11 protein-coding genes, 1 tRNA gene and 1 pseudogene are annotated in these 10,883 nt (G+C 62.5%); 9 read left to right on the forward strand and 4 right to left on the reverse strand.

Annotated elements, in window-relative coordinates:
* Positions 1-94 precede the first annotated feature (94 nt).
* From AAF555_08975 to AAF555_08985, 3 genes are read left to right on the forward strand one after another with little or no spacing between them, the layout of a single operon-like run.
* A complete protein-coding gene (locus AAF555_08975) occupies positions 95-634 on the forward strand; it encodes an adenine phosphoribosyltransferase (GenBank protein ID MEM6911705.1) in 540 nt (179 codons plus the stop codon).
* A 13-nt stretch (positions 635-647) separates the two neighbouring features.
* Positions 648-1,004, forward strand: a complete 357-nt coding sequence (locus AAF555_08980) for a cupin domain-containing protein (GenBank protein MEM6911706.1) — start codon at positions 648-650, stop codon at positions 1,002-1,004.
* Complete coding sequence (locus tag AAF555_08985) at positions 1,004-1,399, forward strand: hypothetical protein (GenBank protein MEM6911707.1); 396 nt, start codon at positions 1,004-1,006, stop codon at positions 1,397-1,399. Before AAF555_08980 ends, AAF555_08985 begins: the two co-directional genes overlap by 1 nt.
* Positions 1,400-1,438: 39 nt before the next feature.
* Here the strand turns inward: AAF555_08985 and AAF555_08990 are convergent, their stop codons facing one another.
* The 4 genes from AAF555_08990 to AAF555_09005 all read right to left on the reverse strand — a co-directional run bounded on the left by AAF555_08990 (position 1,439) and on the right by AAF555_09005 (position 6,375).
* Complete coding sequence (locus AAF555_08990; protein MEM6911708.1) at positions 1,439-3,487, reverse strand: penicillin-binding transpeptidase domain-containing protein; 2,049 nt, start codon at positions 3,485-3,487, stop codon at positions 1,439-1,441.
* Between the two features lie 80 nt (positions 3,488-3,567).
* Entirely contained in the window at positions 3,568-5,421 is a 1,854-nt protein-coding gene (glmS, locus tag AAF555_08995) for a glutamine--fructose-6-phosphate transaminase (isomerizing) (GenBank protein ID MEM6911709.1), read from the reverse strand.
* 49 nt (positions 5,422-5,470) lie between these two features.
* Positions 5,471-5,543: transfer RNA gene (locus AAF555_09000), tRNA-Lys, on the reverse strand.
* Positions 5,544-5,661: 118 nt separating this feature from the next.
* Complete coding sequence (locus AAF555_09005) at positions 5,662-6,375, reverse strand: hypothetical protein (GenBank protein ID MEM6911710.1); 714 nt, start codon at positions 6,373-6,375, stop codon at positions 5,662-5,664.
* A gap of 114 nt (positions 6,376-6,489) precedes the next feature.
* Between AAF555_09005 and AAF555_09010 the strand changes: the two genes are divergently transcribed.
* The 6 genes and pseudogenes from AAF555_09010 to AAF555_09035 all read left to right on the forward strand — a co-directional run bounded on the left by AAF555_09010 (position 6,490) and on the right by AAF555_09035 (position 10,883).
* The gene (locus AAF555_09010; GenBank protein MEM6911711.1) at positions 6,490-6,807 is read left to right on the forward strand and encodes a metalloregulator ArsR/SmtB family transcription factor; all 318 of its coding nucleotides are present in this window, start codon (positions 6,490-6,492) and stop codon (positions 6,805-6,807) included.
* A gap of 7 nt (positions 6,808-6,814) precedes the next feature.
* A complete protein-coding gene (locus AAF555_09015; GenBank protein MEM6911712.1) occupies positions 6,815-7,627 on the forward strand; it encodes a phosphate ABC transporter substrate-binding protein in 813 nt (270 codons plus the stop codon).
* Complete coding sequence (pstC, locus tag AAF555_09020; protein MEM6911713.1) at positions 7,611-8,501, forward strand: phosphate ABC transporter permease subunit PstC; 891 nt, start codon at positions 7,611-7,613, stop codon at positions 8,499-8,501. The genes AAF555_09015 and pstC overlap by 17 nt, the downstream gene beginning before the upstream one ends.
* Positions 8,498-9,364: a phosphate ABC transporter permease PstA gene (gene pstA, locus AAF555_09025; protein MEM6911714.1), complete on the forward strand. Its 867-nt coding sequence runs from the start codon at positions 8,498-8,500 to the stop codon at positions 9,362-9,364. Before pstC ends, pstA begins: the two co-directional genes overlap by 4 nt.
* 2 nt (positions 9,365-9,366) lie before the next feature.
* Complete coding sequence (locus AAF555_09030; GenBank protein MEM6911715.1) at positions 9,367-10,179, forward strand: phosphate ABC transporter ATP-binding protein; 813 nt, start codon at positions 9,367-9,369, stop codon at positions 10,177-10,179.
* Between the two features lie 577 nt (positions 10,180-10,756).
* Positions 10,757-10,883, forward strand: a pseudogene (locus AAF555_09035) (transposase family protein).

Here is a 10,883-nt window from a genome sequence, read left to right on the forward strand (position 1 = left end):
TTACGTGGGAGGGGAACATATGCAGACCAAGACGTGGTGCAAAGACTCGTTCCCGACTTGCCCTCGAGGTGGCACGCCGTAGGGGTGGAGGCGAATGCCACCTTCCCCGCCCTTGAACCTGGACGCCCAAAGAGCGGCCCTCCGCGATGTGCCCGATTTCCCGAAGCCGGGCATCGTGTTCAAAGACATCACGCCGCTGCTGAGCGATCCCAGGCATTTCCGCGCCCTCACCGCTGCCTTCGTGGAGGCCTTGGCGGGAGAGCCGATTGACAAGGTGGCCGGGATTGACGCGCGGGGCTTTCTCTTTGGGGCTTGGCTGGCCGAGGCGCTGGGCTGCGGGTTCGTGCCGGTGCGCAAGAAGGGCAAGCTCCCTTGGAAGTCGGTCAGCCGCGCTTACGAGCTGGAGTATGGCACGGCGGAGGTGGAGCTGCACCAGGATGCGGTCCAGGAGGGGGAGCGGGTGGTCTTGATCGATGACCTGCTGGCCACCGGAGGCACGGCCGCGGCGGCCGCGGCCCTCATCCAGGAATTGGGAGGGCAGCTGGCGGCGCTGGCCTTTGTCATCGAGCTCGGCTTTTTAGAGGGTCGCCAAAAGCTCCCGCCGGCTCCGGTGGTGAGTCTGCTTCGCTATTGAAAGAGAGGCGGGCATGATTGTTCGAAATCGCGATCAGGAGAGCCCTTTCACCACGAAAGATGGCTCCACCATCCGCAGCTTGCTCGACCTCCGCAATGCCCCGGTCGAGCGCCAGAGCCTGGCCGAGGCGGAGTTGCCGGCGGGCGGGGCCACTGAGCGCCATTACCACAAAGTGAGTGAGGAGTTCTATTACATCACGCAGGGCGAGGGGCGGATGGAAATCGATGGTGCCAGCCAGAGGGTCGGACCAGGCGATGCCATCCTCATCCCACCCGGCGCTTGGCACCAGATCACTGCTGGCGCGGAGCCGCTTCGCCTGCTTTGCTGCTGCGCGCCGCCTTACGCCCACGAGGACACCTACTTCGAGTGATGGACATTCAAATCGCCACCCTTTGCGACTCCGCTGCCGATTACCAAGGAAAGCTCTGCATCCTGGGCAGCTTCGATACCCTGGCGGCGCCGCAGACTCCAGTGGTGCACCCGCAGTGCGCGCTGGCCATCCGGATCTGCTTTTTGCCTGAGGATGAGGGGCACCACAAGTTCCGCATCCGCTTTGTGAACGCGGATGGGCAGGGGGTGACACCGGCCATCGAGCCCGATATCGATGTCTCGCTCCCGGACAATACCTACTACCTGACGCGCAATCTCGTGATCAATCTTCAGCAGCTCAAGTTTGAGCAAGCCGGGCAATACTCGGTCGAGATCGCTTCCAACGACACCATTCTGAAACAACTTCCCCTGCGGGTGGTCCAGGTCAATCGCTGAAGCGTTCCTCGGGGACGTCGAGTGGCGGGGAGGTCGATCTCAACGGAAGATGGAGCGACGTCGAAGGGGTGAGCTGCGGCGTTCTTCTTTCTCTTTCTCGACCGTGGGCTCGAGCACTCGCATGGCCCGGCGGACTTCCTGCCCATCGGAGGCCACCGTGGTGGAGGGGGGGGCGGCGGCGGCTTCTTCGGCGGCCTTGCGCTCGGCAGCCGCTTGGTCTGCTTCGGCCACCAGGCGCTCCAATTCGGCCGAGGACTTGCCTTCGGAACGACCCTCCCGCTCTTGGAGGACTTGCTTGTAAATGACTTTGAAGAATTCCCGCGCGATGGGCCCGGCGTTCCCTCCCCCGCTGACTTTCTCGCCCGGGCGACCTTCATAGACGGCGGCAAAGGCATACTCCGGGCGCTCGGCCGGGAGAAAGCCGGCGAACCAGGCCATGTTTTGGTTCTTGGCGGTGGCCCCCCACTGGGCGGTGCCGGTTTTGCCTGCCATTTTGGAGATGTAAATCCGGGCGCTTTTGGCGGTGCCCCAGCTGCTTTCGACCACATCCCGCATGCCGGCCCGGACCGCTTCCACGAAGGAGGATTCGATGTTCAGGCTCTGCCCGCTGAGGGACTCGGGCGGTCGGATGACCCGGTTGTCCAAGTTCTGAATCTGCTTCACCAGTTGAAGCTTGGGCACCAGGCGGCCGTTTCCGATGCCGGCCATGACGCGGGCCATTTGCACGGGGGTGACCAGGAGGCTGCCTTGGCCGATGGAGAGATTGGCCATGTCGCCATCCAGGATGGGGTAGCCATATTGCTGGCGGTGCCAAGCATTGGTCGGCACAAAGCCGCTGCTTTCCCCTTCCAGCGGCAAGCCCGTGGGCTGCCCGAAGCCGAGGAGCTGGGAGAGGCCCATGACGCTTTCAGCCCCGGTGTCGATGCCGACCCGGTAGAACCAGGTGTTGGTGGAGCGGGCGATGGCTTTGTAGACGGTGATTCGGCCCTCGTCATCCTTACTCCAATTGTTGAAGGTGCGGTTGCCCACCCGCAGAGACGGCGGGCCGGGGAGGCGGGTGTTCGGCTCCACGATGCCGTCTTGGAGGGCGGCCAAGGCCACCACGGTTTTGAAAGTGGAGGCCGGGGGGTAGACCCCTTGGAAGGCCCGGCCGTAGAGCGGCTTGGCGGGGTCATCCCGGAGAAGGGCGTAGTTTTCCGTGGAGATGGCCGGGATGAAAACGTTGGGGTCGAAGGTCGGCCAGGAGGCCAAGGTGAGGACTTCTCCGGTCTGGACATCCACCACCACGAGGGCCCCGCGATTGGTCTTTTCGGCCAGGACTTTCTGAGCGTGGGCCTGCCATTCGCCATCGAGCGTGGTGATGACGGAATTGCCCGGGGTGGGCGGGTTGAGAATTTCTTCGACGAGGAGCTTCCCGTCCTGATCGAAGAGAACATTCAGGCGACCGTCCGTGCCTCGCAAGACTTCGTCGAAGGTCTTCTCGAGGCCCTTGCGGCCCTCGGTTTCTTCCCACATGGGATCGCCGTTGTCGATCGGGCCTTTCGGGAGGGGCCGGACTTTGCCGACGTAGCCCACGACATGGGCCGCGCTTTTCCCGCTCGCGGGATATTGGCGGAGGTAGAGCGGCTGCAAGAGGAGATTGGGGGCCTCGTTGAGCGCTTTGGCCTCTTGGATGAGGGCCACTTCGGCCGGGCTGAGCACGCCGGGCAAGTAGTAAGGCACCCAGCGCCGGTGCCGGTAGTGACTGAAGGCGTCCACGGGGTCGAAGCGGTAGCTCCGCCCGAGCAGCTCGGAAGCCAGCTCGGTCTGCGCGCGGGCGAAGGAGACGATCTCGGCCTCTTCGGCGTCTTCCAGGAGAGGAAAATTGAGGCCGAGGTAGTAGGCGACCCGGTTGTTGGCCAGGGGTCGTCCTTCGCGATCAAGAATCAAGCCGCGCGGGGCCGGGATCTTGAGCGTCATGGTCCGCGCCTCGGTGTTGGTCAGCCAACTGGCGTCCAAGCGCTTCTTGGCCTCGGAGGACGGGGCCGGGGCGAAGTCTTGCCCGGAGGCGCTCATCGCCAGAAGCAGCAGCGGAAAAAGTGGTTTCATTTTGGGCAGATTGCTGGGTCCGTGGGAGAGGGCGAAGGGCGGGAGGGCCGGGGTCAGGGGCGCGTTTCTCCTCGCAAGCGTCACTCCACCGTGACGCTTTTTGCGAGATTTCTGGGCTGATCGATTTCGCAGCCCCGCAAGCGGGCCACGTGGTAGGCGAAGAGTTGCAGGGCGACCGTGGTGGGGATGGGCGCGATGTAGGGATCGCAGACCGGGACGGAGATGGCGTGATGGATGCATCCGGCGGCCTCGGCATCGCCCTCGGTCACCACGCCGATGACGGGCGCATGGCGGGCGCGGCATTCGTGGACGTTGCCGATGGTCTTTTCCTTGCCGGGGACGTCATTGAGGAGAGCGATGACTGGAAAATCCTTTTGCAGCAGGGCGATGGGGCCATGCTTCAACTCGGAGGCATGGTAGCCCTCCGCGTGGAGGTAGCTGATTTCCTTCAGCTTGAGCGCGCCCTCCATGGCCACCGGAAAGAGGTAGCCGCGTCCGATGTAGAAACAGTGGGACATCTCGGCGTAGGCCTCGGCTACCTTGGCGATTTCATCGTTTTTGGCCAGCACTTGCTCAATGAGATCGGGAATGGACTCGATGCCGCGGCAGATCCGCTGGCCCTGCACCAGATTGAGCCGACGAGAGCGGCCAAACTTCAAGGCCACCATCAAGAGCGTGGCCACTTGGCAGGTGAAGGCCTTGGTGGAGGCCACGCTGATTTCCGGTCCGGCGTGCAGGTAGATCCCGCGCCCGGCCTCGCGGGCGATGGTGGAGCCGACCACATTCACGAGGGCCGCCACGAGGGCCCCTTTCTGCTCGGCCTCCCGAAGGGCCGCGAGGGTGTCAATGGTCTCGCCACTCTGGCTGATGGCCAAGACGAGGTCGCCCCGCTGGATGATGGGATTGCGATAGCGAAACTCAGCGCTCTGCTCCACTTCCGAGAAAAGATGGGCAAACTCCTCGACCGCGAACTCGCCCACCATGCCGGCATTCAGAGAGGTGCCACAGCCCAGCATGAGGATGCGGCTGATTTCCACCAGGTCCCGCGGCTCCAGCCCCAGCCCCGAGAGGAGGGCATTGCCCGATTCGGGATCGAGGCGACCGCGGATGGTGTTGCGCACCGCCTCCGGCTGCTCGAAAATTTCCTTCAACATGAAGTGCTCATAGCCGCCCTTGGTGGCCGCTTCCGGGTCCCAATCCACCTCGTGGGCCGAGCGGCGGACTGGGCGATTTTCGAGATTCCGGATGTCGACCTTGGTCGGCGTGACTTTGGCCACGTCATTGTCATCTAAAAAGATGACCTGCTGGGTGACCGACACGACCGCTGCCGGATCACTTGCCACAATGGCCTCATCTATACCGACTCCAATTACAATAGGGCTACCCCGCCGAGCCACCACCAGGCAACCGGGCTCGTCTTGGGAAATGACGGCGATCCCGTAGGTCCCGTGGACTTTCTGAAGAGCGAGTGAGACGGCATCCAGGAGGCCGCCCTTGGGTTTTTCGGTGAGGTAGTCCGCGATGAGCGCGCCCAGGACCTCGCTATCCGTGTCCGAGCGGAAGGTGTGGCCTTTGCTTTCGAGGTGTTCGCGGATGGGGCGGTAGTTCTCGATGATGCCGTTGTGAACCAGGGCGAGGCGCTCGCTGCCATCAACGTGCGGGTGTGCATTGGCCGCGGTCGGCGGACCGTGGGTGGCCCAGCGGGTGTGGGCGATGCCCGCGCTCGATTTTCCATCCCGGTGGGAGGTCAAGAGGTCTTTCAAGCTCTCGCGGAGGCCATCGACCTTGCCTTCTTGCTTGCGCAGGAAGATGGATTTTTTTCCAAGGGTGGCGATCCCAGCGGAATCGTAGCCGCGGTATTCCAAGCGCTTGAGCCCATTCAAAAGGACCTCAGGGACATTCCGAGGGCCCACGTAGCCGACAATACCGCACATTCGGGAAACTTTGCCTTTCTCCCAGCACTGTCAATGCGGGAGGAGGAAGTACCCCGTCCAGGACTCGAACCTGGAACAAACTGATTAAGAGTCAGCTGCTCTACCAATTGAGCTAACGAGGCTTTTTCCCGAACCGCGGGCCAGCGGGGAAGTTATGCGGAGTGAGAAGAGATCGTCAAGAGACAATGAGTTGGGGCCACGCCCGGCGGAGGCCTCTACGGCTTTCGCGCTGCGGGAGCGCTAGGACCCGCTGGGTGTCATCTTGCCCTCGCCATCCATTTCCGCCTGGCTAGGCGTCAAGTAGACCGAGAGGATCCCGGCGCTGATGAGCGAGCAGGCCAGGAGCTTCATGCTTTCCTCCAGATGAATCGGGAAACCGAAAACATCCCCCACCACCATGAGGGAGAAGGGTAGCACCGCGAGGGCGTTCATGAGAAGGAACCAGCCATAGCCCAGGATGATTTCCCGCGCCTTGTAGGCGAAGACGGCCGCGATCGGGCCGTAGGCCAAGACGATGACGTCGTCGAGGTGGTCGGTGATGGGGTGACCGCGGTCGGCTCGGAAGGCCTTGTGGATGTAAATGTCGATGTGCTCGTGCACTTTCGCTAGGTCATCGAGAGCCAAGTAAAGGAGCCCGATCGCCACCACTAGCCAGAACCGGCGGTATTCCGCCACATCGTGGCGCTTCCAAACACAGAGAGCAAGGACGCCGCCACCGAAGAGCAGTAAGACATTGAGGTGGGTGCCCGTGCCGCTCTCATTGAAAAGCGCCCCGGCGTCATTCGCATACCGCCAACCACCGTAGGCCAGTGAACTGAAAAGACAGACCACGCTGAAAAGAAAGAGCCCTGCCAAGGGCCCGTAGAGAGGGGGCGGGGAGCCGGGATGAAGGGCCGCCTGCCAGGCCCGCTTCAGTGTCGTTCCCAACTCGAGCTTGCTCTTCTTCTCTCCCATAAGCGTGCCTTGTTTCAGCCTGCTCGCCTTGTCAAGAAAGCAGCCAGGACCCCTTTTCCTTCCAATCAACTTTTGATTTGAAGAATCATTCATATCAATGTTGCTTCATATCAAATGATGGAGGCCGCGATTTCTGAACAGCTGGGATGCGCCGACTTGTTGCGGGCGCTGGGGGAGGAGACGCGGCTGCTGGTCGTCAAGCACCTCTTGGAAAAGCCTCGCCATGCCAAAGACCTCCAGAGCTTGCTCGGAATCGAGCAGAGCCTCCTCTCTCACCATCTGCGCCACTTGCGCGAGTCTGGGATCGTGGAGTCGGAGCGCGATGGGAAATCGGTTCTCTATCGTCTGGCGGCCGGTGCGGAAAGTCGCCGTGATGGCCACGCCCTCGATCTCGGCTGCTGCCGGCTCTCCTTCCAGAACACCTGTTGCTAAAAAATCGATGCTCTTGCGAACCCTCGGCCTCTTGGCCCTCTCCCTCTGCCTGCTCTCTTGTGGTGATTCCGAGGAGGTAGTGCGCTTGGAGGCGACCGGTTCCAGCACCTTGGCGCCCCTTCTCTCTCAAATTGCCAAGCGTTATGAGGCGCTTCATCCCGGGGTCCGGATCGATATCCAGACGGGCGGCTCTTCCCGGGGAATCGCGGATGCGGCCAGCGGAGTGGCCGATATCGGGATGTCCTCGCGGGCGCTCAAGGAGTCCGAAAAAGAAGGCCGCCTGACCCACACCGTGGCCATGGATGGAGTGGCCCTTCTGGTGCATGCCGAGAATCCGGTCTCGGAGCTGAGCGAGGACGAAATCGTGGGGATCTACCGAGGTGAAATCACGAATTGGCAAGAGGTGGGAGGAAAGGACGCTCCCATCACTTGTGTCAACCGGGCCAGCGGACGCTCGGAGTGGGAGCTGTTCCAAGCCTTCCTCGGCATGGAGGCGGAGGAGTTCCGACCCGACATGATTTCAGGGGAAAATCAGCACGGCATCAAAACGATCGCGGGCGATCCCCATGCCATCATTTACATGTCGATCGGCGCTTCCCTCTACGAAGCGGCGCGGGGCGTTCCCATCAAGCTGCTGCCGCTGCGGGGCGTCCCGGCCACCGCCGAGAAGGTGGCTTCGGGGGACTTCCCTCTCAACCGCCCCCTGCTGCTCATCACCTCCCCAGAACCTGCGCCGCCCGTCCAGGAATTCATCAAATACGCGCTCTCCCCGGCGGTTCACGACCTCGTGCGCCAGCAGTCTTATGTCCCGGTCCTCTAGCCGATGGCAGTCGGGGGATCGATGGTTGCTCCGCTTTCTCCGCCTTCATGCTGTTCTGTCTGGGGGCATCATTCTGCTGGTGCTGGCCTTTCTAGTCGGGGCCTCCTACCCTGCGCTGGAAAGAATAGGCCTGGCCCGCTTCTTCACCGACTCCTCGTGGAATCCTTCTGAAGAGGCCGCCCAAGGAAGATTCAATCTCGGGCCCATGCTGGTGGGCTCCCTCCTGGTGACGGCCGGGGCCATCCTGCTGGCGGCGCCTGTGGGCCTGGCCTCGGCGCTCTTTTGTCGCTTCCACGCTCCCGAAAGACTGGCCAGTTGGTATCGTCGCTCCATCGAGCTCCTCGCGGGCATCCCTTCGGTCGTCTTCGGGTTCTGGGGGCTGGTCGTGCTGGTGCCGCTTCTGAATCGCTGGCAGCCACCCGGACAAAGTCTCTTGGCCGCGGTCCTCCTCCTCGCGCTCATGATCCTGCCCACCGTGGCTCTCCTGGCCGATGCCGCCCTGGGACAGCTTCCTCAGGAATACCGCTTGTCCTCAGAAGCGCTCGGGATCTCCCATTGGGCGGCCGTCGGGAAAGTGCTCGTGCCCGCGGCCGGCCCCGGCATCTGGACGGGGCTTCTCCTGGCGACCGCGCGGGCCATGGGCGAAACCCTGGCCGTCCTCATGGTCTGTGGGAACATCGTGCAGGTCCCTGGCAGCGTCTTCGAACCGGTGCGCACCCTCACTACCAACATCGCTCTCGAAATGGCCTACGCCGCGGGCGACCATCGGACCTCTCTCTTCTTCACGGGCCTGCTCTTGACTGGAGTGGTCATGATCCTCGTGGGCTTGGTGGAGAAAGTCAGTCATCGAAACGAAAGGAGGTCCGCGCGATGAACGGCCGAAGAGTGACCTCGCGTCGATCTCTGGGAAACCTCGTCATCCCAGCCGCGCTCTGGGCCATTGCGCTGAGCGTGGCCGCCCTTTTTTTCTGGATCGTGGGGAGCCTCCTCGTCGGTGGACTGGGGTCGATTTCTTGGTCCTTCCTGGTCTCTGCCCCCGCGGAAGGGGGGCGGGCTGGGGGGATCTCCTCCGTGCTGGTCTCCACGGCTCTCATCCTCCTCATCTGCTTGGGAACGGCCCTGCCCCTGGGCCTCGCGACCGCTATTTTCCTCTCGGAATTCACCCGGCAAGAGGACCGCTTCTCCCGCTTGGTCCGGCGCAGTCTCGATATCCTCGCAGGGGTCCCCTCCATCGTCTTTGGCCTCTTCGGGAGCGCCTTTTTCTGTCGCTTCTTGGGGCTCGGGTACTCCCTCCTCGCGGGAGGCCTGACGCTCGCCTGCATGGTCTTGCCGATCTTCATTCGCGCGGCCGAAGCGGGCTTGCGCGCAGTCCCGGCAGAATACCGGGCGACCGCCACGGCCCTGGGACTTTCGCAAAGGGCGACCCTCTCCCGATTGCTCCTTCCGGCCGCCATCCCGGGGCTGATGGCCGGCTTGATTCTTGGGCTGGGCCGAGCCGCCGCGGAAACCGCCGCCCTGCTCTTCACCAGCGGCTACGTCGATCGCATGCCCGAATCCCTTCTCGACTCCGGACGCACGCTCACCGTGCACATCTACGACCTCGCCATGAATGTCCCGGGGGGCAATGACCACGCCTTCGCCAGCGCCCTCATATTGGTGATCCTTCTCCTCCTCATCAATGGGCTGGCCGCCTGGATCGGAGAACACGGGATCCGACGACGCCTGATCCGATCCTGAAAATGCCCTCCCCCCAGCCCGCTCCCGCCCCCTGCGCCCACACCGGCCCCCGCCCCATCCTGGAAGCACGGGATCTCTCCTTGTTTTATGGCGACCAAGCCGCCTTCCGAGGAGTGAACCTCGAGATCGTCTTCGGGAAAATCACCGCCCTGGTGGGACCTTCTGGCTGCGGAAAGTCCAGCCTGCTGCAAAGCCTCAATCGACTGACCGACCTCTTGCCGAGCTGTCGCCTCGAAGGCACCATCACCTGTTGTGGAGAGGACATCCATGAACCCAGCACCGACCTGATAGCCCTCCGGCGGAAAGTGGGGCTCATCTTTCAAAAGCCCTCTCCCTTTCCCTTCTCGATCCGAAAAAACCTCGACTTCCCGCTCCGCGAGCACGGATGGAAGGCGCGCCACGAAAGAGAAGAGAGAATCGAACGCGCGCTCCGGGATGTCGGCCTCTGGGAAGAGGTCAAAGATCGCCTCGACGCGCCAGCCACATCCCTCTCCGGTGGGCAGCAGCAGCGCCTCTGTATCGCCCGGGCTCTCGCCTTAGAGCCAGAGGTGCTGCTCTTGGACGAACCGTGCAGCGCGCTCGACCCGATCTCGAGCGGAGCGGTTGAAGACCTCATCGTGAGACTTCGTGGTCGCTTCACCATCGTAGTCGTCACCCACAACCTGGCCCAAGCCCGAAGAATCGCGGACGACGTGGCCTTCTTCTGGGTGGAAAACGAAGCGGGGAAACTCATCGAGCGCGGTCCCGCCAGCGAACTCTTCCAAGCGCCCCAACACGAACTCACCCGCGCTTACCTCGCGGGATTGCGGGGCTAGAATCGAGGAAAGAAGACCAGCAAAGGACTCTCCCCTTCGACTCTTCCTCCTTCCCTGTCCAGTTCGTCAGAGGAACGTAACCACCAATCCGAATACCAAGCTCCAGAATTGGCTGGTAGAATGGCCGAGTGGATTTCGGGCTAGACCAAGGCGCGACGGGAGCGCGGTGCTAGCACCGGAACCGACGAGCAAAGCAGGGCTGGCTGGAAAGACACCGGCTCCTCCTACCCCGCGCTTCAGCGCCTCTTCCCCACACAACCATTCCCCAATAATACCAGTGAATTCTGGAGGTTGGTATGAGGGCACTAAGGCCTGATGACCATCTTACTGCCTCCGAGTCCTTGTGGAAAGCGAGGGAGCGATGGATGGATACCGGCGGCACCCATGTCGCCCCAACCGGGCATAATGACAAAAATCAAGACACCTCCCCTGCGCCGCGCATTCTCGGCTATCCCAGCGTAAGAGCTTTGGCTACGGCCAAGTAAAACAAGCGCGAGTGCCCTCTGCCTCGCTGAATTTTAAGTCAAGATTTGTTGACTGACCCGTTTTACTGACCCGTTTTAAGGCGGGAGAGCCCGTCATCTGCCCGGAATGCGCGAAGAGCTGCGCGGTGCACGACCACGCGCCGGAGCGGACCTGGCGACATCTGGATACCATGCAGTTTGAAACGCGTTTGCGAGCCCGAGTGCCACGTTGCGAGTGTC

It is taken from the genome of Verrucomicrobiota bacterium, assembly GCA_039027815.1.
Taxonomy (GTDB): Bacteria; Verrucomicrobiota; Verrucomicrobiia; order Verrucomicrobiales; family JBCCJK01; genus JBCCJK01.

Excerpts from the sequence above, each read along its gene's own strand:
- AAF555_08975 (MEM6911705.1), top strand. The coding sequence starts at position 95 with ATGCCACCTTCCCCGCCCTTGAACCTGGACGCCCAAAGAGCGGCCCTC.
- pstA (MEM6911714.1), top strand. The coding sequence starts at position 8,498 with ATGAACGGCCGAAGAGTGACCTCGCGTCGATCTCTGGGAAACCTCGTC.
- AAF555_08985 (MEM6911707.1), top strand. The coding sequence starts at position 1,004 with ATGGACATTCAAATCGCCACCCTTTGCGACTCCGCTGCCGATTACCAA.
- pstC (MEM6911713.1), top strand. The coding sequence starts at position 7,611 with ATGTCCCGGTCCTCTAGCCGATGGCAGTCGGGGGATCGATGGTTGCTC.
- AAF555_09030 (MEM6911715.1), top strand. The coding sequence starts at position 9,367 with ATGCCCTCCCCCCAGCCCGCTCCCGCCCCCTGCGCCCACACCGGCCCC.
- AAF555_09005 (MEM6911710.1), bottom strand. The coding sequence starts at position 6,375 with ATGGGAGAGAAGAAGAGCAAGCTCGAGTTGGGAACGACACTGAAGCGG.
- AAF555_09010 (MEM6911711.1), top strand. The coding sequence starts at position 6,490 with ATGATGGAGGCCGCGATTTCTGAACAGCTGGGATGCGCCGACTTGTTG.
- AAF555_09015 (MEM6911712.1), top strand. The coding sequence starts at position 6,815 with ATGCTCTTGCGAACCCTCGGCCTCTTGGCCCTCTCCCTCTGCCTGCTC.
- glmS (MEM6911709.1), bottom strand. The coding sequence starts at position 5,421 with ATGTGCGGTATTGTCGGCTACGTGGGCCCTCGGAATGTCCCTGAGGTC.
- AAF555_08980 (MEM6911706.1), top strand. The coding sequence starts at position 648 with ATGATTGTTCGAAATCGCGATCAGGAGAGCCCTTTCACCACGAAAGAT.
- AAF555_08990 (MEM6911708.1), bottom strand. The coding sequence starts at position 3,487 with ATGAAACCACTTTTTCCGCTGCTGCTTCTGGCGATGAGCGCCTCCGGG.